The 23,991-nt window shown below is 74.9% G+C and carries 21 protein-coding genes and 1 tRNA gene; 12 read left to right on the top strand and 10 right to left on the bottom strand.

The features are described from left to right. Nucleotides 1–2: 2 nt before the first annotated feature. From ET526_RS02210 to tpiA, 5 genes are all read right to left on the bottom strand, one after another. Nucleotides 3–323: an ETC complex I subunit gene (locus ET526_RS02210; RefSeq protein ID WP_135466038.1), complete on the bottom strand. Its 321-nt coding sequence runs from the start codon at nt 321–323 to the stop codon at nt 3–5. Nucleotides 324–359: 36 nt separating this feature from the next. Next, nucleotides 360–433: transfer RNA gene (locus ET526_RS02205), tRNA-Pro, on the bottom strand. A 45-nt stretch (nt 434–478) separates the two neighbouring features. Then, nucleotides 479–952: a DUF192 domain-containing protein gene (locus ET526_RS02200; RefSeq protein WP_135466037.1), complete on the bottom strand. Its 474-nt coding sequence runs from the start codon at nt 950–952 to the stop codon at nt 479–481. A gap of 65 nt (nt 953–1,017) precedes the next feature. Further along, complete coding sequence (locus ET526_RS02195; protein WP_456305104.1) at nt 1,018–2,157, bottom strand: acetoin utilization protein AcuC; 1,140 nt, start codon at nt 2,155–2,157, stop codon at nt 1,018–1,020. A gap of 9 nt (nt 2,158–2,166) precedes the next feature. Then, nucleotides 2,167–2,904, bottom strand: a complete 738-nt coding sequence (tpiA, locus tag ET526_RS02190) for a triose-phosphate isomerase (RefSeq protein ID WP_204623471.1) — start codon at nt 2,902–2,904, stop codon at nt 2,167–2,169. Nucleotides 2,905–3,021: 117 nt separating this feature from the next. Between tpiA and ET526_RS02185 the strand changes: the two genes are divergently transcribed. The 9 genes from ET526_RS02185 (at nt 3,022) to lexA (ending at nt 12,897) form a co-directional block, all read left to right on the top strand. Then, nucleotides 3,022–4,914, top strand: a complete 1,893-nt coding sequence (locus ET526_RS02185; RefSeq protein WP_135466035.1) for a peptidylprolyl isomerase — start codon at nt 3,022–3,024, stop codon at nt 4,912–4,914. A gap of 19 nt (nt 4,915–4,933) precedes the next feature. Continuing rightward, nucleotides 4,934–6,436 (top strand): anthranilate synthase component I, encoded by a 1,503-nt coding sequence (gene trpE, locus ET526_RS02180; RefSeq protein ID WP_135466034.1) that lies wholly within the window; start codon nt 4,934–4,936, stop codon nt 6,434–6,436. A 71-nt stretch (nt 6,437–6,507) separates the two neighbouring features. Then, complete coding sequence (locus ET526_RS02175; RefSeq protein ID WP_135466033.1) at nt 6,508–7,371, top strand: amidohydrolase family protein; 864 nt, start codon at nt 6,508–6,510, stop codon at nt 7,369–7,371. Nucleotides 7,372–7,903: 532 nt separating this feature from the next. Continuing rightward, entirely contained in the window at nt 7,904–8,497 is a 594-nt protein-coding gene (locus ET526_RS02170; protein WP_135466032.1) for an anthranilate synthase component II, read from the top strand. Continuing rightward, nucleotides 8,494–9,519, top strand: coding sequence for an anthranilate phosphoribosyltransferase (trpD, locus tag ET526_RS02165; RefSeq protein ID WP_135466031.1), 1,026 nt, complete (start codon nt 8,494–8,496; stop codon nt 9,517–9,519). The genes ET526_RS02170 and trpD overlap by 4 nt, the downstream gene beginning before the upstream one ends. Continuing rightward, entirely contained in the window at nt 9,516–10,346 is an 831-nt protein-coding gene (trpC, locus tag ET526_RS02160) for an indole-3-glycerol phosphate synthase TrpC (RefSeq protein WP_456305103.1), read from the top strand. Before trpD ends, trpC begins: the two co-directional genes overlap by 4 nt. 9 nt (nt 10,347–10,355) lie before the next feature. Then, nucleotides 10,356–10,832: a cyclic pyranopterin monophosphate synthase MoaC gene (moaC, locus tag ET526_RS02155; RefSeq protein WP_135466030.1), complete on the top strand. Its 477-nt coding sequence runs from the start codon at nt 10,356–10,358 to the stop codon at nt 10,830–10,832. Continuing rightward, entirely contained in the window at nt 10,829–12,034 is a 1,206-nt protein-coding gene (locus ET526_RS02150) for a molybdopterin molybdotransferase MoeA (RefSeq protein WP_135466029.1), read from the top strand. Before moaC ends, ET526_RS02150 begins: the two co-directional genes overlap by 4 nt. A gap of 137 nt (nt 12,035–12,171) precedes the next feature. Next, the gene (gene lexA, locus ET526_RS02145) at nt 12,172–12,897 is read left to right on the top strand and encodes a transcriptional repressor LexA (RefSeq protein ID WP_135466028.1); all 726 of its coding nucleotides are present in this window, start codon (nt 12,172–12,174) and stop codon (nt 12,895–12,897) included. Here the strand turns inward: lexA and ET526_RS02140 are convergent. Together ET526_RS02140 and ET526_RS02135 are read right to left on the bottom strand one after the other, a co-directional pair. Beyond that, nucleotides 12,891–13,610 carry a hypothetical protein gene (locus ET526_RS02140; RefSeq protein WP_135466027.1) on the bottom strand — a complete coding sequence of 240 codons (720 nt, stop codon included), beginning with the start codon at nt 13,608–13,610 and terminating at the stop codon, nt 12,891–12,893. The genes lexA and ET526_RS02140 overlap by 7 nt on opposite strands. A gap of 145 nt (nt 13,611–13,755) precedes the next feature. After that, entirely contained in the window at nt 13,756–15,906 is a 2,151-nt protein-coding gene (locus tag ET526_RS02135; RefSeq protein ID WP_135466026.1) for a ComEC/Rec2 family competence protein, read from the bottom strand. Nucleotides 15,907–16,030: 124 nt separating this feature from the next. On the opposite strand from ET526_RS02135, the gene gltX reads away from it, so the two are divergent. Together gltX and ET526_RS02125 are read left to right on the top strand one after the other, a co-directional pair. Continuing rightward, nucleotides 16,031–17,431: a glutamate--tRNA ligase gene (gene gltX / locus ET526_RS02130; protein WP_135466025.1), complete on the top strand. Its 1,401-nt coding sequence runs from the start codon at nt 16,031–16,033 to the stop codon at nt 17,429–17,431. Nucleotides 17,432–17,457: 26 nt separating this feature from the next. Next, a complete protein-coding gene (locus tag ET526_RS02125) occupies nt 17,458–18,225 on the top strand; it encodes an exodeoxyribonuclease III (RefSeq protein WP_135466024.1) in 768 nt (255 codons plus the stop codon). Between the two features lie 45 nt (nt 18,226–18,270). On the opposite strand, the gene ET526_RS02120 is transcribed toward ET526_RS02125, so the two are convergent. Both ET526_RS02120 and ilvD read right to left on the bottom strand, forming a co-directional pair. After that, on the bottom strand, nt 18,271–18,450 hold the full coding sequence (locus ET526_RS02120) for a hypothetical protein (protein WP_135466023.1): 180 nt from the start codon (nt 18,448–18,450) through the stop codon (nt 18,271–18,273). Nucleotides 18,451–18,575: 125 nt separating this feature from the next. Then, a complete protein-coding gene (ilvD, locus tag ET526_RS02115; protein ID WP_135466022.1) occupies nt 18,576–20,294 on the bottom strand; it encodes a dihydroxy-acid dehydratase in 1,719 nt (572 codons plus the stop codon). A 129-nt stretch (nt 20,295–20,423) separates the two neighbouring features. On the opposite strand from ilvD, the gene ET526_RS02110 reads away from it, so the two are divergent. Further along, entirely contained in the window at nt 20,424–20,870 is a 447-nt protein-coding gene (locus ET526_RS02110) for a Uma2 family endonuclease (protein WP_135466021.1), read from the top strand. Between the two features lie 275 nt (nt 20,871–21,145). Here ET526_RS02110 and ET526_RS02105 read toward each other — a convergent pair whose 3' ends face one another. After that, nucleotides 21,146–23,842, bottom strand: a complete 2,697-nt coding sequence (locus tag ET526_RS02105) for a valine--tRNA ligase (protein WP_135466020.1) — start codon at nt 23,840–23,842, stop codon at nt 21,146–21,148. Nucleotides 23,843–23,991: the final 149 nt, after the last annotated feature.

Below are 23,991 nucleotides of genomic sequence, written 5' to 3'. Positions count from 1 at the left end.
GCTCAATGGGTCCAGTTCTCGGTCCGGCCGAAGCGGAAATTCTCGGCGTAGGATTTCGGCCGGAAGCGGACCGGCTTCGGCTCCTCCACCTCATAGGCCAGGCCGCGCGCCTCGGCATAGGCGATGGCCTGCTCCCGCGTCTCGAAGTGCAGCCGCACCTGCCCCTCGGTGTCGCCCGACCCGGCCCAGCCCATCAGCGGATCGAGGCGCGGCCTCTCGGCCGGCTCGAATTCCAGCACCCAGCCCTGGCTGCGGCCGCGGCCGGACTGCATGGCGGAGCGGGGGGGGACGAAGATGCGGGCAAGCTGCCTGGTACCGGACATGGTTTCGCTTCTGCCTCAGGCGCGCGGGCAGGGCAATCGGGGCGGCGGGATTCGAACCCACGACCTCCTGTACCCAAAACAGGCGCGCTACCAGGCTGCGCCACGCCCCGCGCAGCGGCAACCTATGGGAGCGTGCGGCGCCCGGCAAGGGCGGCTCAGGGCGCGGTGCCGAAGATCCGGTGCAGCACCCGGTCGCCGACGCGGATGCCGAGGCGCTCCGCCGTCCCGCCGGCCAGTTCCAGCGTCGCCCGCACCGGGCCGCGGCTCTCGATGCTGGCCAGGGAGTGCGGCACGGTGCGCTCCGCGATGCGGTGGATCCGCCCGTCAGCGGCGATGAACAGCATGTCGAGCGGCACCAGGGTGTTGCGCATCCACATGGCGGATTCGCGGGGCGTGCCCCAGTCGAACAGCATCCCCTCGTCGGGGCCGACATGCTCGCGGAACATCAGCCCGATCCGCTGCTGCTCGGGCTCCACCGCCATCTCCACGCGGAAGGTGTGGCGGCGCCCGTCGCGGGTGACGATGACCAGCTCCTCCTCCGGCAGGCGGGGCTGCGGCCCCGTCTGGGCGCGGAGGAGGGAGGCCGGCAGGGCGGCGAGGGCGAGAAGGACCAGCAGGCGGCGGCGCATGGCCCCACCATGCCACCGCGGGGCGTCCCGGCCAACAACCGCGCCCCGGGGGACGGGGGCGCGCTTCAGCCGGGAGGAGGATCCGGCAGGTCGCGCAGCACGGCGGCGCAGGCGCGCTGCACCGCCGCGCGCACCACGCCGCGCCGCGGCGGATCGGCCAGCGTGGTGAACCAGCGCTCGGGCGGGTCGCGCCCCGCGGCGCGGTGCCAGGAGAGGGCGCGCAGCACCGCCTCCGCCGGCGGCGGCAGGCGCTCCGGCACCGGCAGGCCGTTCAGCGCCGCCCAGACGCCGGCCCAGCAGCGCGCCACGGACCAGGGGTTGTACCCCCCTCCCCCCAGCACGATCAGCCGCGGCGCGAGGTCCATCACCGCCCGCACCACCGCCCGGTGGGCGTTGTTGGAGAGCGAGAGGCGCGACAGCGGGTCGTCCTCCAGCGCATCGGCCCCGCATTGCAGCATGATCGCCTGCGGCCGCAGCCGGCGCGCGAGTGGCAGCACCGCCTGGTGCAGCACCCAGGCCATCTCGTCGTCGTGGAAGCCGGCGGGTACCGGGATGTTGCGCGCATGCCCGCCGGCGCGGTCCTCCACGCCGCCGGTGAAGGGCCAGCGCCCCTCCTCGTGGATGCTGAGCGTGAAGACGCGCGGGTCGTCGTGGAAGGCGTCCTGCACGCCGTCGCCGTGATGCGCGTCTATGTCGATGTAGAGGAGGCGCGTCAGCCCCGCATCCAGCCAGGCGAGCAGGCCGAGCACCGCGTCGTTCAGGTAGCAGAAGCCGCTGGCCCGGTCCGGCCGCCCGTGATGCGTGCCGCCGCCCGGCACATGCGCGATCCCGCCCCCGAGCGTCAGACGCGCGGCCAGGATGGTGCCGCCCGCGCCGGTGGCGGGGCGGGAGAACACCTCGCGGAACACGGGGTTGCCGCGCGCGCCGATGTGGAAGCGGGCGCGGTCCTCCTCGGTCGCCGTCTGCGTCGCCTCGGCGCGGCGCAGCGCGGCGATGTAGTCGGGGTGATGGAAGCGGGCGAGCTGCTCCGGCGTGGCGCGGGGGCTTTCCAGGTAGCGCTCCGGCGGCAGCCAGCCGAGCGCGCGGACGAGGTCGAGGGTGGTGGAGACGCGCGGGATCGCCAGCGGGTGCTTCGGCCCGTAGCTGGAGTGCCGATAGATCTCCGAGCCGATCATCACCGGCCCGGCGCGCGGATCCGGCGGCACGCGCCCGCCCTAGCCGGCGCGGGCGATCGCCAGGAAGTCCTCCGCCACCAGGCTCGCGCCGCCGACCAGCGCCCCGTCCACATGCGGCAGCGCCAGGATGCCGGCCGCGTTGCCGGGCTTGACCGAGCCGCCGTAGAGGATGCGCATCCCCTCCCCGGCCGCGCCGAAGCGGGTGCGCAGGCCGGAGCGGATGGCGGCGTGGATGGCGGCGATCTCGGCCTCGGTGGGCGTGCGGCCGGTGCCGATGGCCCAGACCGGCTCATACGCCACCACCCCGCCCGCCGCCGCGAAGCCGTCGGGCAGGCTGCCGTCCACCTGCGCCGTCACCACCAGCTCCGCCTGCCCGGCCAGGCGCTGCGCCTCGCTCTCGCCGACGCAGACGATGGGGACGAGGCCGGCGCCGATCGCCGCCTCGGCCTTGGCCCGCACCAGGCCGTCGCTCTCGCCGTGATCGGCCCGGCGCTCGGAATGGCCGAGGATGACGAAGCGGGCGCCGGCATCCCGCACCATGGGCGCCGAGACGTCGCCGGTATGCGCGCCCTTGGGCGCGGCGTGGCAGTCCTGGGCGCCCACCGCCACCGGACCGCCGGACAGCGCCTCGGCGATCGCGGCGAGCAGGGTGAAGGGCGGGCAGACCAGCAGCTCCGCCGCCACGTCGCCGGCGCCGGCGGCGACGGCGCGCGCCAGCGCCAGACCGTCGGCGCGCAGCCCGTGCATCTTCCAATTGCCCGCGATCAGCGGCCGCACGCCTGGGGTCATCGCCTTCCTCCACCCTCGGAGGGTCCGGGTATCCGCCGCGCCGCGGTTTGGCAACGGGGCGCCGCTCCGCTATGGCTCCGCGCGCAAGGCCTTCAACGGGACGCGATGCTCACCGCCCTCCGCCGCATGGCCCAGACCTGGGTCGCCAAGGTGCTGTTCGCGCTGCTGATCGTCTCCTTCGCGGTGTGGGGGATCGGCGACACGGTGCGCAATTACGGCCGCGACACGGCGGTGGCCCGCGTCGCCGGCGAGCCGGTGGAGATGGAGGAGGCGCAGCTCGCCGTCCGGCGGGAGATGCTGCGCCTCTCCCGCGCCCTCGGCCCGCAATTCGAGGCCGACCCGACGGTGCGCGGCGCCATCGCCCGGCAGGCGGTGGATTCGCTGGTGATGGACCGCGTGCTGCGCTGGGAGGCGGAGCGCCTCAGGCTCGCGGTGCCCGACGAGGCGGTGCGCGACTTCATCTTCACCCTCGAGGGGTTCCGGGGGCCGGATGGCCGCTTCTCCCGCCCGCTGTTCGAGAGCTTCCTGCGCAACAACGGGCTGACCGAGGGCGAATTCCTCGCCCTGGTGCGCGCCGACCTGGCGCGCCAGCAGATGACCGGCGCCGTGCGCTCCGGCGCCGCCGCGCCCGAGACGCTGGCAAGGCCGCTGCTGCGCTGGGAGCTCGAGCAGCGCGCCGCCCTCGTGGTCTCCCTGCCGCTCGCCGAGGCGCCGGAGCCGCCCGCGCCGACCGGGGAGGCGCTGCGCCGCTTCCACGAGAACAACCCGGCCCTGTTCTCCGCCCCCGAATACCGCGACGCGGTGGTGGCGGTGCTCAGCGCCGACCGCATCATCCGCGAGGTCGAGGTCCCCGAGGCCGAGATCGCCGCCGCCTTCGCGCAGCGCCGGGACCAGTTCGAGGTGCCGGAGCGGCGGGCGCTGCAGCAGGCGCTGGTGGACGACCCCGAGCAGGCGCGGGCGATCGCGCGGGCCTGGCGCGAGGGCGCGGGCCTGGACGAGATCGCCGCCCAGGCCCAGGCGGCGGGGGGACAGGCGATCGCGCTCGGCAGCTTCGCGCGCGCCGAGCTGCCGCTGCCGGAGCTGGCCGAGGCCGCCTTCTCCCTGCCCGAGGGCGGCGTCAGCGAGCCGGTGCAGAGCCCGCTCGGCTGGCACGTGGTCCGGGTGGAGCGGGTCGAGCCGCCGCAGCGCCGCACCCTCGACGAGGTGCGCGGCGCGCTGCGCGACGAGCTGGCGCATGAGCGGGCGGCCGACCTCGCCTTCGAGCGCGCTAACCGCGTGGAGGACGCGCTGGCCGGCGGCGCCACGCTGGAGGAGGTGGCGAACCGCTTCAACCTCGGCTTCGCCCGCGTGCGCACCGACGCCGCCGGGCTGGACCCGGAGGGGCGGCGGGTGGCGCTGCCGGTGATCGAGGAGGCGCGGGAGCCGCTGCTGCACACGATCTTCGCCACCGAGCCCGGCGCCATGCCGCGGCTGCAGGAGACCGAAGCGGGCTTCGTCGGCGTGCAGATCCTGGAAGTGGTCCCGCCCGCGCTCCGCCCCTTCGAGGCGGTGGAGGCCGAGGTGCGCGAGGCCTGGGCGCGGGACGCCCGCCGCCGCGCGCAGGAGGAGGCCGCCGCGGCGCTGCTCGCCGCGGTGCGCGACGGCCGGCCGCTCGGCGCCGCGGCGCAGGAGGCCGGTCTCGGCTGGCGCGAGGTCGGCGGCCTGCGCCGCGATCCGCGCCAGGCCGCGGGCGTGCCGCCCGAGCTGCTCGGGCCGCTGTTCGAGCTGCCGCTCCACCAGGCGACCATGGTCGAGACCCCGGAGGGCTTCGTGGTGGCGCAGGTGACCGAGATCATCCCCGCCGATCCGGACGCGGCGCCCGAGGCGCTCGGGCGGCTGCGCGCCGAGGTGGGGCAGACCCTCGCCCGCGACCTCGAGGTGCAGTTCCTCGCCGCGCTGCGCGAGCGCGCGGATGTGCGCGTCAACCCCCGCCTGGTCGAGCAGCTCGCCCGTCCCTGAGCCCCGGAGGAGCCCCGCCATGCCGCAGCCCGACTTCGCCGCCTTCGGCGCCGCGCTGGCCGCCGGCCAGGGGCAGGTGCTGTGGCGCGAGCGGGTGGCCGACCTGGAGACGCCGGTCGGCGCCTTCCTCAAGCTCGCCGCCGGGCGGCCCAACGCCTTCCTGCTGGAGAGCGTCGAGGGCGGCTCGGCGCGGGGCCGCTATTCCGCCATCGGCCTCGAGCCGGACCTGATCTGGCGCTGCCGCGACGGGCGGGCGGAGGTGAACCGCCACGCCCTCGCCGCGCCGCACGCCTTCGAGCCGGAGGCGGCGCCGCCGCTCGAGAGCCTGCGCGCCGCCATCGCCGCGACGCAGATGCCGCTGCCCCCCGGCCTGCCGCCGATCGCCACCGGCCTGTTCGGCTATCTCGGCTACGACATGGTGCGGCTGATGGAGCGGCTGCCGGCGGAGAAGCCCGACCTGCTCGGCATCCCGCAGGCGGTGCTGATGCGCCCGACCCTGGTCGCGGTATTCGACCACGTGCGCGACGCGCTCAGCCTGTTCACCCCGGTCTTCCCCGCGCCCGGCCTCGATGCGCAGGCGGCCTGGGACGCCGCCCAGGCGCGGCTCGACGAGGCGGAGGCGGCGCTGGAGCGCCCCCTGCCCCGCCCCGCCGGGCCGGTCAGCCTGCCGCGGCCGCCGGAGCCCGAGAGCAACTTCACCCGCGAGGGCTTCATCGCCGCGGTGGAGCGCGCCAAGGAGTACATCCGCGCCGGCGACTGCTTCCAGGTGGTGCCGAGCCAGCGCTTCTCCGCCCCCTTCGCCCTGCCGCCCTTCGCCCTCTACCGCGCGCTCCGGCGCATCAACCCCGCGCCCTTCCTGTTCTTCTTCGACTTCGGCGGCTTCGCCGCGGTCGGCGCCAGCCCGGAGATCCTGGTGCGGTTGCGCGACGGCACCGTGACCATCCGCCCGCTGGCCGGCACCCGCCGGCGCGGCGCGACGCCGGAGGAGGACAAGGCGCTGGAGGCGGAGCTGCTCGCCGACCCGAAGGAGCGGGCCGAGCACCTGATGCTGCTCGACCTCGGCCGCAACGATGTCGGCCGGGTGGCGGAGGTGGGCAGCGTGCACGTGCCGGCGCAGTTCCAGATCGAGCGCTACAGCCAGGTGATGCACATCGGCAGCGAGGTGCAGGGGCGGCTGCGCGCCGGCCTCTCCGCGCTCGACGCGCTGATGGCGGGCTTCCCCGCCGGCACGCTGACCGGCGCGCCGAAGGTCAGGGCGATGGAGATCATCGAGGAGCTGGAGCCCTCCCGGCGCGGGATCTACGCCGGCGGCTTCGGCTACTTCGGCGCCGATGGCGGCATGGACACCTGCATCGGCCTGCGCACCGCGCTGGTGAAGGACGGGGTGATGCACGTGCAGGCCGGCGCCGGCGTGGTGGCGGACAGCGACCCGGCGGCGGAGTACGAGGAGACGCGGCAGAAGGCCCGCGCCCTGTTCCGCGCCGCGGAGGAGGCGGTGCGCTTCGCCGCCGGGCGGCGGTAGCGGGCGGGGCGCGGCGCGTTGACAGCGCCGCGGCGGCATTGCCCGATGCCGGGCCGGAGGAGACGACGCCGATGACCCGCCCCTGCCCCGGCCCCCGCCCCGTGACCAGCCGCCCGAACTGGCGGCCGCCGCCCGGCGGCACCGACTGCCACTGCCACATCTTCGGCCCCTACGACCGCTACCCGCTCTCGCCCGGCCGCGGCTACACCCCGCCCGAGGCCTCGATCGCGCAGTATCTGGAACTGCTCGCCACGCTCGGTCTCTCCCGCACCGTCATCGTGCAGCCGAGCGTCTACGGCACCGAGAACGCGGTGACGCTCGACGCCGTGGAGGCGATCGGGCCGGAGCGCGCGCGGGCCGTGGTGGTGGTGGAGGAGGACATCGACGCCGAGGCGCTGCGCGAGATGCACCGCCGCGGCGCGCGCGGCGTGCGCGTCAACGCCGTCAGCGGCAACGGCGTCCCGACCGCGCAGATCGCGCGGCTTGCGGAGCGGATCGCCCCGCTCGGCTGGCACCTGCAGCTCTATGCCCATGCCGCGGAGCTGCTGGCGCTGGAGCCGCTGCTCGCCCGCCTGCCGGTGCCGGTGGTGATCGACCACATGGGCGGGGTGAAGGCGGCAGAGGGCGGCGCCCACAGCCCCGCCTTCCGCGCCCTGCTGCGCCTCCTGGAAGGCGGGGCCTGGGCCAAGCTCTGCGGCTACCGCGCCTCCTCGGGCCAACCCTATGCCGACGTGCTGCCGATGGCGCGGGCGATGATCGCCGCCGCGCCCGGGCGCTGCGTCTGGGGCACGGACTGGCCGCACCCCTCGCTGCGCACGCCGGAGGAGGTCCCGGATGACGGCCACCTGCTCGACCTGCTGGCGCAGTGGGCGCCGGAGGAGGCGCAGCGCCGCGCCATCCTGGTGGACAACCCGGCGCGGCTCTACGGCTTCTGAGCGGCCACGGAGAGGCTTGCGCGCGCGCCCGGCGGCGCTATGGTTGGCGCATGATCCGGCCCGTGATCATCGCGCGATTTTGGTACCGCTGGCACAGCCCGGCGGCCTAGGCACTCGCGCGCAGCAGAGACCCGAAGCCGCCACAAGCTGGCGGCTTTCGTGTCCCTGGGCCCTTCCTTGGTCGCACGAGATCCCGCCGGCGGTGGCGGCGGAGCCGAAGGAGGCCCGCCATGCCCCGCAGCGACTACGATTTCGACGTGATCACCGACCCGCCCGCGCCACCCCCGCCGCCCGCCGACACGCAGCGGCCCGAGCCCGCCGCCGCCCCGCCGCGGCAGGACGGGCGGTGAGGCCAAGGGGCGCGGCAGGCGTGCCTCCGCGCGCCCGGCTTCGCCGCACGGACGGCGGCGGGCGCGGGTCGCACCAAGCGAGAGCTGGTGGCGGGCGGTTCCGCCCGGACGGGATCCGCTCCGGGCGGGCCGCCGCCCCCTCGCTTGACCGTGCCCGGCCCCGGCAGGAAAGTCCCCAACCCATGATCCTGCTGATCGACAATTACGACAGCTTCACCTTCAACCTCTATCACTTCCTGGGCGACCTCGGGGTGGAGGTGGAGGTCCACCGCAACGACGCGCTGACCAGCCAGGAGGCGCTGGCGCGGCGGCCGGAGGCGATCGTCCTCTCCCCCGGCCCCTGCACGCCGAGGGAGGCCGGCATCTGCCTGCCGCTGATCGGCGCGGCGGCGGCGGCGCGGGTGCCGCTGCTCGGCGTCTGCCTCGGCCACCAGGCGATCGGCCAGGCCTTCGGCGGCACGGTCGAGCGCGCCCCGGTGCCGGTGCACGGCAAGGTCTGGGACATCCACCACCGGGGCAGCGACGTCTTCGCCGGCCTGCCGAGCCCCTTCCGCGCCACCCGCTACCATTCGCTGGTGGTGCGGCGGGCGGACCTGCCGCCAGCGCTGGAGGCGACCGCCTGGACCGAGGATGGCCTCGTCATGGGCCTCGCCCACCGGGAGCTGCCGGTCTGGGGTGTGCAGTTCCATCCCGAGAGCATCGCCAGCCAGCACGGCCACGACATCCTGCGCAACTTCCTCTCCCTGGCCCGGGTGCGGGTGGGAGCGCCGGCGTGAACAGCCTGAAGCCGGTGCTCGCGCGCCTCGCCGCGGGCGAGCGCCTGGCGGAGAGCGAGGCCGAGGCCGCCTTCGACCTGATCATGGCCGGCGAGGCGACGCCGGCGCAGATCGCCGGCCTGCTGATGGCGATGCGCGTGCGCGGCGAGACGGTGGCGGAACTCACCGGCGCGGTGCGCGCCATGCGCGCCCGCATGGCGGCGATCGAGGCGCCGGCGGAGGCGATGGACATCGTCGGCACCGGCGGCGACGCCTCGGGCAGCCTCAACATCTCCACCGCCGCGGCGCTGGTGGTGGCGGGCTGCGGCGTGCCGGTGGCGAAGCACGGCAACCGCGCCCTCTCCTCCCGCTCCGGCGCGGCGGACGCGCTCTCGGCGCTCGGGGTCAACCTCGAGGTGCCGCTCGAACGGCTGGAGGCGGTGCTGGCCGAGGCGGGGATGGTGTTCCTGATGGCGCCCCGCCACCACGCGGCGCTGCGCCACGCCGCGGGCCCGCGGGTGGAGCTCGGCACGCGCACCATCTTCAACCTGCTCGGCCCGCTGGCCAATCCGGCGCGGGTCAGGCGCCAGCTCACCGGCGCCTACAGCCCCGACTGGCTGCGGCCGATGGCGGAGGCGCTCGGCCGGCTCGGCACCGAGCGCGCCTGGGTGGTGCACGGCCAGGGGCTGGACGAGATCGCCCTCTGCGGCCCGACCCGCGTGGCGGCGCTGGAAGAGGGCAGGATCCGCGAGTTCAGCATCGCCCCGGAGGATGCCGGCCTCTCCCGCGCCCCGCCGGAGGCGATCCGCGGCGGCGACCCGGCGGAAAACGCGCTCGCCCTCTCGGCCCTGCTCGAGGGCGCCCCCGGCCCCTATCGCGACATTGTCCTGCTCAACGCCGCCGCCGCCCTTGTCGTCGCCGGCCGGGCCGACGACCTGCCCGCGGGCGTGCGCCTCGCCGCCCACGCCATCGATTCCGGCGCCGCCGCCGCCGTGCTCACCCGGCTGCGGCACGCCACCGCCCCCCAAGGGTCCCGCCCATGAACGCCCCCCAGATCGCCCTTCCCGAGGCCAGGATGCCGGACACCCTCGCGCGCATCCTCGCCGACAAGTACGAGGAGGTGCGCGAGCGCGCCGCCGCCCTGCCGCAGGCCGAGATCGAGCGCCAGGCGCGGGCGGCGGCGCCGCCGCGCGGCTTCACCCAGGCGCTCTGCCGCGCCGTCGCCGAGGGGCGGGTCGGGCTGATCGCCGAGATCAAGCGCGCCTCCCCCTCCGGCGGCCTGATCCGCGACCCCTTCGACCCCGCCGCCCTGGCGCGGGACTATGCGGCGGGCGGGGCCACCTGCCTCTCCGTGCTGACCGACGCGCCGTACTTCCAGGGCGCGCCCGAGCATCTGAGGAAGGCCCGCGCCGCCTGCGCCCTGCCGGTGCTGCGCAAGGACTTCATGGTGCATCCCTGGCAGGTGTTCGAGGCGCGCACCATGGGCGCGGACGCCATCCTGCTGATCATGGCGGCGCTGTCGGACGAGCAGGCGCACGAGCTCGAGGACGTCGCCCGCTCCCTCGACATGGCGGTGCTCGCCGAGGTGCACGACCGGCGCGAGCTCGACCGCGCGCTGGCGCTGGAGACGCGGCTGATCGGCGTCAACAACCGCGACCTGCGCACGCTGCGCACCGACCTCGCCACCTCCGAGGCGCTGGTGCCGCTGATCCCGGCCGACCGTATCCCGGTGGCGGAAAGCGGCATCCGCACCCCGGCCGACGTGCGGCGCATGGCGGCGGCCGGGGCGCGCTGCATCCTGGTCGGCGAGCACCTGATGCGCCAGCCGGACGTCGCCGCCGCCGCCCGCGCCCTGGTCCACGCCCTCTGAGGCCCCGCCATGGCCGGCTTCACGCATTTCGACGAGCAGGGCCGCGCCGCCATGGTGGACGTCTCCGCCAAGGCGGAGACGGAGCGGGTGGCGGTGGCCCGCGGGCGCGTGGTGATGGCGCCCGAGACCCTCGCCCGCATCCGGGAGGGAGGGGTCGGCAAGGGCGACGTTCTCGGCGTCGCCCGCCTCGCGGGGATCATGGGCGCCAAGCGCACCGCCGAGCTGATTCCGCTCTGCCACCCGCTGATGCTCTCGAAGGTGACGGTGGACCTCGTCCCGGCGCCGCCCGAGGCGGTGGAGATCGAGGCCACGGTGAAGGTCACCGGCCGCACCGGCGTGGAGATGGAGGCGCTGACCGCCGTCACCGTCGCCGCGCTGACCGTCTACGACATGTGCAAGGCGCTGGATCGCGGCATGCGCATCGAGGCGGTGCGCCTCGCGCGCAAGTCCGGCGGCCGGTCCGGCGACTGGGAGGCGGAAGGATGATCGCGGTCGAGGAGGCGCGGCGGCGCATCCTGGAAGCCCTGCGGCCCACCCCGGCCGAGACGCTGCCGCTGCCTGCCGCCTGGGGCAGGGTGCTGGCGCGGCCCGTGCTCTCCCGCGTCACCCAGCCTCCCGCCGACGTCTCGGCGATGGATGGCTACGCGGTCCGCGCTGCCGATGCGGTGCAGGGCGCGCGGCTGCGGGTGATCGGCGCCGCCCCGGCGGGCCACCCCTTCGCCGGCGGCGTCGGTCCCGGCGAGGCGGTGCGCATCCTCACCGGCGGCTTCGTGCCCGCCGGTGCCGACGCGATCCTGCTGCAGGAGGACGCGGAGGCGGAGGGGGGAACGGTCACCGTGCGCGAGACGGTGCGCGAGGGGCGCTGGATCCGCCGCCGCGGCCTCGACTTCGCGGCGGGCGAGGAGGTGCTGCCCGCCGGCCGGCGGCTGACGGCGCGCGACATCGGCCTTGCCGCCGCCGCGAACCACCCCTGGCTCGCCGTGCACCGGGCGCCGCGCATCGGCATCCTCGCCACCGGCGACGAGATCGCGCTGCCCGGCGAGCCGATCCCGCCGGGCGGCATCGTCAGCAGCAACGCCCATGCCCTGGCGGCGCTGGTGCGCGCCGGCGGGGGCGAGCCGCTGGTGCTGCCGATCGTGCCCGACGATTCGCGCGCCATCGCCGAGGCCGCCGCCGCGGCGCGGGCCTGCGACCTGCTGGTGACCACCGGCGGAGCGAGCGTCGGCGACACCGACCTGGTGCAGAGCGCGCTCGGGCCGCAGGGCTTCGCGCTCGATTTCTGGAAGATCGCGATGCGTCCCGGCAAGCCGCTGATCTGGGGGCGGCTCGGCCAGACGCCGGTGCTTGGCCTGCCCGGCAACCCGGTCTCGGCGCTGGTCTGCGGCGTGGTGTTCCTGCTGCCGGCGCTCGAGCGCCTCTCCGGCCTGCCGGGCGCGGCGCCGCGCACCCTCGCCGCCCGCGCCGGCGCGCCGCTGCCGGAGAACGACCGGCGCTTCGACCATCTGCGCGCGCGGCTGGAGGCGGCGCCGGATGGCGCGCCGGTGGCGACCCCCTTCCCGGTGCAGGACAGCTCCATGCTCAAGACCATGGCGCGGGCCGAGGCGCTGATCCTGCGCCCGCCGCACGCGCCGGCGCTGCCCGAGGGCGCGGCGGTGGAGGTGATTCCGCTCGGCGATCTCGGCATCTGAGCGGCCGATCCTCGCGAAAAACATTTGACGCGCCGGCCGGAACCAACCTAGAACACGCCATCGGGTTTCCCGTTTGTTCCGAAGGCCCCGGCACCGCCGCAGCCAGGCGGGTGGGGCGAGGCCATGGAGGGTTCCAGGTGCTCACGCGCAAGCAGCACGAGCTGCTGATCTTCATCGACAAGCATCTGCGCTCGACCGGCTTCTCCCCCTCCTTCGAGGAGATGAAGGAGGCGCTGAACCTCAAGTCCAAGTCGGGCATCCACCGCCTGATCACGGCGCTGGAGGAGCGCGGCTTCCTGCGCCGCCGCGCGCACCGCGCCCGGGCCCTCGAGGTGATCCGCCTGCCGGACACGCTGACGCCGCGCCGCCCGCAGGGCGCGCCCGACACGGCGCCGCGCGAGGGCGCCTTCGCCCCCAATGTCATCCGCGGCAATTTCGCCGCGCATCTGTCCGGCGTGCAGAAGGCCGCGAACGAGGCGGCGGCGGTGCAGCTCCCGCTCTATGGCCGCATCGCCGCCGGCCTGCCGATCGAGGCGCTGCGCGACCAGGGCACCAATGTCGAGGTGCCGGCCGCCCTGCTCGGCAATGGCGAGCACTACGCGCTCGAGGTGGCCGGCGATTCGATGGTGGAGGCCGGCATCCTCGACGGCGACACCGTCATCATCCGCCGTGCCGACACGGCGGAGAACGGCGCCATCGTGGTCGCGCTGGTGGACGAGGCCGAGGTCACGCTGAAGCGCCTGCGCCGGCGCGGCAACTCGATCGCGCTCGAGGCCGCCAACCCGCGCTACGAGACCCGCATCTTCGGCCCCGACCGGGTGAAGGTGCAGGGCAGGCTGGTGGGGCTGCTGCGCCGCTACTGAGGCACGCCCGCCCCGGGCAGCAGGCCGAGCGCGGCCAGGAACAGCGGCGCGGCCGGGACCATCGCCCGCCCCTCGGCGGCGCAGAAGGCGGGTAGCGCCGCCTCCGGCACCACCCGCAGGGCGGTGTACTCCACGGTGCGGGCATGGCGCTGGCGGGCGAGGATGGTCGCGAACCGCGCCTCCGTCTCCAGCACGATGCCGAGGTCATGCACGCCGGTGCTGCCGGCGCGGACCAGGGCGAAGGGCCGCGCCCGGCGCACCACGCCCCAGGGAAGGGCGAGTTCCTCCTCGAATTCGGTGCGGATCTGGGCCAGGGGGTCAACCCGCCCCTCCCGGACCGCCGAGGCATCCACGCTGCCGGCCGGGGGCATCTGCCACAGCCCCGGCTCGTAGGTCGCGCGCGGCGTGCGGCGGCCGAACAGCACGCCATCCGGCGTGCGCAGCACGCCGCAGACCGCGAGCGGGCGCAGGCCGAGCCTTGCCGCGAGGGCGGGATCGGCGAAGCCGGCGACGACCAGCCGGTATTCCGCGAGGTGGCCGCGCAGAAGGTGCGGCTCCGCGCTCTCCACCGAGAAGACGCGGCCGTTGAACAGCCGCCCGCCGGCGCGCCGCTGCGCTGCCTCCCAGGCCGCGGCGATCGCGGGCTCGAGCGCCGGCGGCACGGGCGGCGCCTCGCCCGAGACCTCGATGCGGAGGTCGGGCGATACCGCCATCATCGTATCCGGTGGCGAAAGAACGTCCTGCATCCTCGCTTCCCCGATGCCGTTTCCGCCTGGCCATGCCCCCGGCAACGGCTTCATCCCCTTGCTTGCGGAGCGGCGCCACGGTCCGCCCGCTTCCGCCCCCCCGCGATCCGCTTCAGCCATCCTCCGGTATCGTCGCGGCCGGCGGCTCGCGCGCGCCGCGCGGCCGTGGCGGGGGCGGCACCCAGGGCCGGTCGCCGCGCCAGGCCCGGTCGCTCAGCACGCGCACCCCGTCCGCCTCCAGCCAGACCGCATGCGCGCCCTCCCGCCAGACCGAGAACCGGTCCACCACCCGGGCGGCGCAGCGGCCCCGCACCGGCTCGGCGGAGACCACCAGCGCCGCGCCGGCACAGGCCTCGCGTGCCGGGCCGCCGCGCAGCAGCACCGCGACCGCACCCTCGGAGCGCGGTCGGAACCAGCAGGCGCCGGCGGTGCAGGCGATGGCGCCCTCTCCCGCCTCCCCCTCTCTCGGCAGGGGCCGCGCCGCCGCCTCGGCATAGAGGCGCAGCCAGCTTTCGGCCACCAGGGAGGAGGCGCCGGAGAGGCGCTGCAGATGCAGGCCCTCGGCGCTGCGCAGCCCGATCAGCCGCGCATCCGCCGAGACCAGCAGGTCGGGCGGCCGCACCGCGGCGGCGCTGGCGAGGCCGGCGGCGATCAGCGGCAGGCCGAGCAGCCGCCACCGCGCCCGCCACAGGCAGAGCCAGGCCATGCCGAAGGCCGTCACCCCGAGGCCCCAGGCGGGGATGGGCGGGGCCGAGAAGGCGGCGCCGGGCCAGGAGGCGACCTGGCGCGCGACCCGGAGTATCGCCTCCACCCCCCAGCCCATCGGCGCCAGGGCCAGCCCCTCCAGCCCGAGCGGCATCAGCGCCACCGCCAGCATCCCCGCCGGCATCACGAGCAGGGAGGTGATGGGCACCGCCAGCATGTTCGCCGCCACGCCGTACAATTGCAGGCGGCCGAAATGGTGCAGGCCGAAGGGCGTGGTCGCGGCGCCGGCGAGTAGCGAGGTGGCGGCGATGCCGAAGGCGCCGAGCAGCAGCCGGCGCCGCCATGCCTCCCGCCGCGAGGCGCCCCCCGTCCGGGCGAGGCGCGGGCGCAGCCACTCCCAGCCGGCGATCAGCGCCAGCACGGCGGCGAAGCTCATCTGGAAGCTCGGGCCGAGCAGCGCCACCGGCTCGATCAGCAGCACCCCGGCGAAGGCGAGGCCCCAGGCGCGCAGGGTGAGCGCCCGCCGCCCCGTCAGCAGCGCCAGCGTCGCCAGGGCCGCCATGGCGAAGCTGCGCTGCATCGGCACCTGGGCCCCGCTCAGCAGCATGTAGAACCCGCCGGCGGCGAGCGCCGCCACCGCCGCGACCGACTTCACCGGCAGGCGCAGCGCCGCCCAGGGCAGCGCGGCGAGGGCCAGGCGCACCACGGCGAAGCTGACGCCGAACACGATGCCGATGTGCAGCCCGGAGACCGAGAGCAAGTGCGCGAGCCCCGCATCCCGCAGCGCCGCGAGGTCGGGGGCCGGAATGGCGCTGCGCCCGCCGGTCAGCAGCGCCGCGGCCACGCCGCCCGTCGGTCCGGGCAGGGCGGCGGCGACGCGCGCCTCGATATCCGCGCGCAGCGCCGCAAGGGGCGGGGCGCGCCCCCGCTCCTCCGCCTCCAGCTCGGCCATGCCGAGGGCGAAGCCGCTGCCGCCGAGGCCGCCGAACCAGGCGGCGCGCTGGAAGTCCCAGCCGCCCGGATAGGCTGGCGGGGCGGGCGGACGGATCAGCGCCCGCACGCGCAGCCGCTCGCCCGGGCGTGGCCGGACCGGATCGGTGGCGCGCAGCCTTATCCGCAGGTGTCGCGCCAGCGGCTCCCCACCGTCCAGCCGCGGCGCGTCCAGGGTGATGCGCTGCCCCTCCGGCAGCAGCTCCACCCGCGTCACCACGCCCGAGACGATGACGGCGCCGCGCGGCAGATCCGGCATCGGCGGCTGCCGCGCGGCGTGCCAGGAGGCCACGGCTGCGCCCAACGCTGCCGCCGCCGGCAGGCCGGCGCACCACGCGGCGAGCGGGGCACGCGGCGCCAGCGCCAGCGCCAGGAGCAGGGGGGGCAGGGCGGCCCAGCGCCAGGCCGGGTCGGGTTCCTCCGGCAGGGCGAAATAGGCGGCGATGCCGAGGCCGAGGGCAATCGCCAGCCAGGGTGCGAGGCGCAGGCGCTCCGCCTCGAACAGGCCGGCAAGCCTGGCCGCCGGGCTGAGGGGCGATGCGAGCGTCTGGGTGGCGGCGCTGGCCATGAACAACAACCTCGGGTAGCAGGCGCGCCGGCGCAAGCGCCGAATGCGTCCCGCCGCCCCGCCCCTTGACCGGGCCCTACGCCGCGTCTTGACACCACCCTGTCACGCCGCGAGGCCCGCCATCATGACCGTTCGCACCCGCTTCGCCCCCTCCCCCACCGGCTTCCTGCACATCGGCGGGGCGCGCACCGCCCTGTTCAACTACCTCTTCGCGCGCCGGCATGGCGGGAAGTACCTGCTGCGGATCGAGGACACGGATCGCGCCCGCTCCACCCCGGAGGCGGTGCGGCAGATCCTGGACAGCCTGGAATGGCTCGGCCTGAGCCCGGACGAGCCGCCGGTGTTCCAGAGCGCGCGGGAAGCGCGCCACGCCGAGGTGGCGCACCAGCTCCTCGCCGCCGGCCGCGCCTACCTCGCCTTCGAGACGCCCGAGGAGCTGCAGGCGATGCGCGAGCGGGCGATCGCCGAGGGGCGCCCGCCCCGCTACGACGGCGCCTGGCGCGACCGCGACCCCTCCGAGGCCCCGCCCGGCCGCAAGCCGGCGATCCGCCTGAAGGCGCCGCGCGAGGGCGAGACCGCGGTCGAGGACCTGGTGCAGGGCGAGGTGCGCGTCGCCAATGCCGAGCTCGACGACATGATCATCCTGCGCTCGGACGGCACGCCGACCTATCTGCACGCGGTGGTGGTGGACGACCACGACATGGGCATCACCCATGTCATCCGCGGCGACGACCACCTGACCAACACCTTCCGCCAGTGCCAGATCTACGACGCGATGGGCTGGACGCGGCCGCGCTTCGCCCACATCCCGCTGATCCACGGCGCCGACGGCGCCAAGCTGTCCAAGCGCCACGGCGCCGTCTCGGTGCTGGAGTTCCGCGAGCAGGGTTACCTGCCGGAGGCGGTGTTCAACTACCTGCTGCGCCTCGGCTGGGGGCACGGGGATGAGGAGGTGATCTCCCGCGAGCGGGCGATCGCGCTGTTCGACCTCGACGGCGTGGGGCGCGCCCCCTCGCGCATGGACTACGCCAAGCTGACGCACCTCAACGGCGTCTGGCTGCGCCGCGCCGAGGATGCGCGGCTGGTCCACGAGGTACTGGAGCGGCTGGCGAGGCGCGGCGTGCTGTTCGGCCCCGCCGGGGCGGAGCGGGTGCGGCTGCTGATGCCGGAGCTGAAGGAGCGCGCCCGCACCCTCGAGGAGCTGGCGGGCAGCGCCGCCTTCGCCGTGCTCGACGGCCCGCCGCCGATGGAGGCCAAGGCGGCGGCGCTGCTGACGCCGGAGGCGAAGGCGCGCCTCCGCGACCTCGCCCAGTTCCTCAGCGACGCGCCCTGGGAGCGGGCGGACCTGGAAGCCTGGCTGCGCGACTACGCCGAGGTGAAGGGGCTGAAGCTCGGCACCATCGCCCAGCCGCTGCGCGCGGCGCTGACCGGCAGCACCACCAGCCCGCCGATCGACGCGGTGCTGTTCGCGCTCGGCCGCACCGAGGCGATGGACCGCATCCTGGCCGCGGTGGAGGGCGGCTGACGCGCCCCCGTCCGGACCGTTCCGCCATGCGCCTCGCCACCTTCAACGTGAACTCCATCCGCCGGCGCCTGCCGCATCTGCGCCGGTTCCTGCAGCGGCTCGCGCCGGATCTCGTGTTCCTGCAGGAGATCAAGTGCCGCACCGAGGAGTTCCCGGCCCTCGACCTCGCCGATCTCGGCTACCGCGCCCATGCGGTGGGCCAGGTGGGGGGGCGCAACGGCGTCGCCGTGCTCGGCCGCATCCCCTTCACCGTGGCGGCGGAGGCGCTGCCGGGCGAGGAGGGAGATACCCAGGCGCGCTACCTGGAGGTGGAGGCGGCGGGGGCGCGCCTCGCCGGGGTCTATGTGCCGAACGGCAATTCGGGTGGGGAGGACGGCTTCGCCTACAAGCTGCGCTGGATGGACCGGCTGGCCGCGCGGGTGCGGGAACGGCTGGACGCCTTCGCGCCCTTCGCCGTGCTCGGGGATTTCAACGTCTGCCCGACCGAGGCCGATCTGGCGCCAGGCGCCCTGCCGCCGGGCGACGCGCTGGTGCGGCCGGAGGCGCGCGCCCGGTTCCGGGCCCTGCTGCACCTCGGTATGACGGATGCGTTGAGGGCGCTGCATCCGGAGGACGCGCCCTTCACCTACTGGGATTATGGCCCCGCCTTCGAATCGAATCGCGGGCTGCGGATCGACCACATCCTGCTCAGCCCGGAACTCGCCGAGCGGCTCACGGCCTGCGGCGTGGACATAGAGGCCAGGGCCGAGGAGCAGCCGAGCGACCACGCCCCGGTCTGGTGCGACCTCGACTGACTCCGCGCCCACCCCGCGCGGGGTGGGCGGGAGGCGGCCTTCGGCTCAGTAGCTCGGGCGGACCGTCACGGTCGGCGCGGGCGCCGCCGGCACCGGCTGCACCACCGTCGGAGCCGGGGTGATGACCGCGGCCGGGGCGGGGGGCGGACGCTCGCGCTCGACATAGGTGCAGGCGGCCAGCAGCAGCGCGGCCCCCAGCGCGGACAGGACTGGCAGTGTGCGCATTCGGTCTTTCTCCTCTTTTGGACCGATCCTGCGCACCAACTGTGACGCCCGGCGACCGTTGCGCGCGGCTTTGGTGAAGCCTGCGTGACCGGGGCGCCCCGCCGGCGGCCGGGCGCCCCGCCTCTTCACTGGTCCGCGTAGCAGTGCGTCTCCGCCGCCGCGCCGGGATGGGTGACGGCGCCGAGATGCGCCGGACCGACGAGCTGGGCGTATTTCCACAGCGCGCCGGAGTTGTAGTCGGTCCGGCGCGGCTGCCATTCCGCGCGGCGCCTCGCCAGCTCCTCCTCGGGGAGCATGACGTCGATCGTGCCCTTCTCGGCGTCGATGACGATGCGGTCGCCGTTGCGGAGCAGCGCGATCGGCCCGCCCACCGCCGCCTCCGGCCCGACATGGCCGATGCAGAAGCCGCGCGTGGCGCCGGAGAAGCGGCCGTCGGTGATCAGCGCCACCTGCTCGCCCATGCCCTGGCCGTAGATGGCGGAGGTGGTGGCGAGCATCTCCCGCATCCCCGGCCCGCCCTTCGGCCCCTCGTAGCGGATGACGATGACGTCGCCCGCCTTGTAGGCGCGGTCCTCCACGGCGCGGAACGCGTCCTCCTCGCAGTCGAAGCAGAGCGCCGTGCCCTCGAAGCGCAGCGTCTTCATGCCGGCGATCTTCACGATCGCGCCCTCGGGGGCGAGGTTGCCGTGCAGCGCCACCACGCCGCCGATCGGCGAGATCGGGTCGGAGGTCGGGCGCACCACGTCCTGGTCCTTCGGCACGATCACCTCGCGGTGGTTTTCGGCGAGGGTCTTGCCGGTGACGGTGATGCAGTCGCCCTTCAGGTAGCCGCCGTCGAGCAGCGCCTTGATGATGACGGGGACGCCGCCGATGCGGTGCACGTCCGCGGCCACGTACTTGCCGCCGGGCTTCAGGTCGGCGATGTGCGGCGTCTTGCGCATGATCTCCGCCACGTCCTGCAGGGTGAAGCGCAGGCCGGCCTCGTGCGCGATGGCGGGCAGGTGCAGGACGGCGTTGGTGGAGCCGCCGGTGGCGCCGACGATGGCGGCGGCGTTGTGCAGCGCGTCCATCGTGACGATGTCGCGCGGGCGGAGGTTGCGGCGCAGCAGCGCCACCACCGCCTTGCCGGATTCATGGGCCCAGCGGTCGCGGTCCACATCCTCCGCCGGCGCTCCGGCGGAGAAGGGCAGGGCGAGGCCGATCACCTCGCTGATGCAGGCCATGGTGTTGGCGGTGAACTGCCCGCCACAGGCGCCCGCGCCGGGGCAGGCGTGACGCTCCAGCTCCTCCAGCTCCTCGTCCGAGATCCGCCCGGCGGCGTGCTGGCCCACCGCCTCGAACACGTCGAGCACGGTGACGTCGCGGCCGTGGAATTTCCCGGGCAGGATGGAGCCGCCATACATGAAGACGGAAGGCACGTTCAGCCGCAGCATCGCCATCATCACGCCGGGCAGCGACTTGTCGCAGCCCGCCATGCCGACCATCGCGTCGTAGCAGTGGCCGCGCATGGTCAGCTCGATCGAATCGGCGATCACCTCCCGGCTGGCCAGGCTGGACTTCATGGACTGGTGGCCCATGGCGATGCCGTCGGTGACGGTGATGGTGGTGAACTCGCGCGGCGTCGCGCCCGCCTCCTTCACCCCGCGCTTGGCCGCCTGGGCCTGGCGGGAGAGGGCGATGTTGCAGGGCGCGGCCTCGTTCCAGCAGGTGGCGACGCCGACCAGGGGCTGCGCGATCTCCTCCTTGGTCAGCCCCATGGCGTAGTAGTAGGAGCGGTGCGGCGCGCGCTCGGGCCCCACGGTGACGTGGCGGCTCGGCAGCTTCGACTTGTCCCAGGCGGTCATGGCGGTCTTCCCAAGGCGATCCTGTGGGGCTTTGTCGCGCGCTGAGGGCGGGCCGGCAAGCGGGGCCCGCGCTGGACGGGCCGGCCGCGGCTGGCGCAGGATGCGCCGCGGCACCATCCGGAACGGGCCATGGCAGAGCCGCGCCCGACACCGCCCGGAAGAATGACCCGCGAGGAATACTACCGCTGGGCCGAGGAGCCGCCGCGCGGCCGCTTCGAGCTGGCCGGGGGCGAGGTGGTGGCGATGGCGCCGGAGCGGGTGGCTCACATGCGTGCCAAGGCGCGGGTCTGGCTGGCGCTGCGCCAGGCCATCGTCTCCGCCGGCCTGCCCTGCGACGTCCTGCCGGACGGGGCGACCGTGGAAATCGGGAATGACGCCGCCTACGAACCCGATGCGCTGGTGCATTGCGGCGAGACGCTCGACGGCGAGGCCCTCGGCTCGCCCCCGCCGGTCATCGTGGGCGAGGTGACCTCCCCTTCCAACGCCGCGTGGATCCGGCGACCAAGTTCACCGACGACGTCCGGGTTTCGTCGATCCGGCCTCATCTCATCGTCGGCCTGCTGCGGCGGGTGGTGATCCACCACCGCCGCCTGGAGGACGGGCGGGTCGAGAGCGCCATCCTCGCCGCCGGACCGGTTCCGCTATACCCGCCGGGCATCGCCATCCAGGTGGAGGAGCTGTTCGGCTAGAGCGGATCCCGTTCAGGCGGCCTCGCCTGAACGGGCGAAGATGCTCGCACGCTCGATGAGCCAGGGCATTTGCCGTGCGCCAGGGCGGATCGCGGAAGGCGGGAGACAGCCGCAGCCGCGCATCCGCCCTGCGGGCGGGCGGAGACGGCTGCGGGGAGCGGCCTACCCCCCGATCCGCGCCAGCGCCGCGTCGAGCCGCGCCATCTCCGCCCGCGCGGCGGCGAGGCGCTCGCGGTTCTCCTCCACCACCTCCTCCGGCGCGCGGGCGACGAAATCGGCGTTGTCGAGCTTGGCGGCGATCTTTCGCGCCTCGGCCTCGGCCCTGCCGCGCTCCTTCGCAAGCCGGGCGCGCTCGGCCGGGATGTCGATGACGCCCTCGAGCGGCAGCATCACCGTGGCCTCCCCCAGCACCGCCTGCGCCACGCCCTTCGGCACCTCCCCATCCAGCGGCCGGACCTCGCTGATGCGGCCGAGGCGGCGGATCGCCTCGATCCAGCGCCCGGCGCGGGCCAGGCTTTCCGGCGCCGCGTCCTTCACCAGCAGCGGCATGGTGACGGAGGGCGGCACGTTCACCTCGTTGCGGACGCTGCGCACCTCGGACACCAGCGAGACCACCCAGTCGAGCTCCGCCCGCGCCGCCTCGGCCTCCGCCACCGGCACAGCGCCGGGCCAGGACGCGCGGATCAGGCTGAACGCCGGCCCGTAGCCGAAGCGGTCCCACAGCTCCTCGGTGACGAAGGGGATGGCCGGATGCAGCAGACGCAGGATGGTGCCGAGCACGTGCTGCGCCGCGCCCCTCGCCTCCTCCTTCTCCGGCCCGTCCGGCCCGGCCAGCACCGGCTTGGCGAATTCGATGAACCAGTCGCAGAAGGTGTTCCAGACGAAGCGGTAGCAGGCGGCGGCGTACTCGTCGAAGCGGTAGGCCTCGAGCGCCGCCGTGGCCTCCGTCACCGCGCGGTTCGCCGCGTCCAGGATCCAGCGGGCGAGCGGTGTGCGCGCCCGCGCCGGATCCCAGGCGGGGTCGGGCGCGACCCCGTTCATCTCCAGGAAGCGCGCGGCGTTCCAGATCTTGGTGACGAAGGCGCGGTGATCCTCGACCCGCTTGCGGGAGAGCTTCACGTCCCGCCCCGGCCCGGTGAGGGCGCAGATGGTGAAGCGCAGCGCGTCGGCGCCGTAGGCCTCGATCAGCTCCAGGGGATCCATGACGTTCCCCTTGGACTTCGACATCTTCTGCCCGCGCTCGTCGCGCACCAGGCCGTGGATGTAGACGGTGCGGAAGGGCACCTCGCCCATGAAGTGCAGCCCCATCATCATCATCCGGGCGACCCAGAAGAAGATGATGTCGAAGCCGGTCACCAGCACGTCGCCGGGGTAGTAGCGGGCGAGCTCCCGCGTCCGCTCCGGCCAGCCGAGCGTCGAGAACGGCCACAGCGCGCTGCTGAACCAGGTGTCCAGCACGTCCTCGTCGCGGCGCAGCGGCACCTCCTTGCCGTAGTGCGCGCGCGCCGCGGCCTGCGCCTCCGCCTCGGTCCGCTCGACGAAGACATGGCCGTCCGGCCCGTACCAGGCCGGGATCTGGTGGCCCCACCAGAGCTGGCGGGAGATGCACCAGGGCTGGATGTCGCGCATCCAGGCGAAGAAGGTGTTCTCCCACTGCTTCGGCACGAAGGCGGTGCGGCCGCTCTCCACCGCCTCGATCGCCGGCTTCGCCAGGGTGGCGGCGTCGGCGTACCACTGCCAGGTCAGCCGCGGCTCGATCGGCACGCCGCCGCGGTCGCCATGCGGCACCTGGTGGGTGTGCGGCTCCACCTTCTCGACCAGGCCGAGTTCCTCCAGCCGCGCCACAATCGCCTTGCGCGCGGCGAAGCGGTCCTGGCCGGCGAGGGCGCGCAGGAAGGCGGGATCGGCCACGCCCTCCACCGCGCGCATCTCGGGCGCGATCTCCTCGAGCCAGATCCGCGCCTCGGCGTCGAGCACGCTCGGCATGGGCAGGCCGTGGCGGCGGCCGACCTCGAAATCGTTGAAGTCGTGCGCCGGGGTGATCTTCACCGCGCCGCTGCCCTTCTCCGGGTCGGCATGCGTGTCGGCGAGGATCGGGATGGCGCGGCCGACCAGCGGCAGCACCGCGCGCCGGCCGATCAGGTGGCGCAGCCTGCCGTCCTCCGGGTGCACCGCCACCGCAGTGTCGCCGAGCATGGTCTCCGGCCGCGTGGTGGCGACCACCACGTAGCGGCCCGGCTCGCCCTCGATCGGGTAGCGCAGGTGCCAGAGGCTGCCCCTCACCTCGCGGCTCTCCACCTCGAGGTCGGAGATCGCGGTCTGCAGCTTGGGATCCCAGTTCACCAGCCGCCGGTCGCGGTAGATCAGGCCCTGCCTGTGCAGGGTGACGAACACCTCCCTGACCGCCGCCGAGAGGCCCTCATCCATGGTGAAGCGCTCGCGCGGCCAGTCGAGCGAGGCGCCGAGGCGGCGGAGCTGGCGGGTGATGGCGCCGCCGGATTCCGCCTTCCACGCCCACACCTGCTCCAGGAAGGCCTCCCGCCCCATCTGCCGGCGGTCGAGGCCGCGGGAGGCGAGAAGCCGCTCCACCACCATCTGGGTGGCGATGCCGGCATGGTCCGTGCCGGGCTGCCACAGCGCGTCGCGCCCCTGCATCCGCCGCCAGCGGATCAGCGTGTCCTGCAGCGTGAAGGTCAGCGCGTGCCCCATGTGCAGGCTGCCCGTCACGTTCGGCGGCGGGATCATGATGGTGAAGGGGCGGGCCGCGCTGTCCGGGTCGGCCGCGAAGGCGCCCGCGCGCTCCCAGCCCTCGTAGAGCCGCGCCTCGAAGGCGCCAGGCGTCAGGACCTTGTCGAGCATGGGCGCATCCGTCTCCCGCGGCCCGCCCCGCGTCAAGGGGCCGCGTCCGGCGTGCCGTCCGGGCGGATCTCCCTGGACGGGACCTGCTCTGAGCGCGATCCGCCCTGGCGGATCAGGCGCTAGGCCGCGTGGACAAACCGGTAGGCTGG

The organism is Crenalkalicoccus roseus, from assembly GCF_004761865.1.
Taxonomy (GTDB): Bacteria; Pseudomonadota; Alphaproteobacteria; order Acetobacterales; family Acetobacteraceae; genus Crenalkalicoccus; species Crenalkalicoccus roseus.
This window is presented reverse-complemented; position numbering and strand designations above follow the sequence as displayed.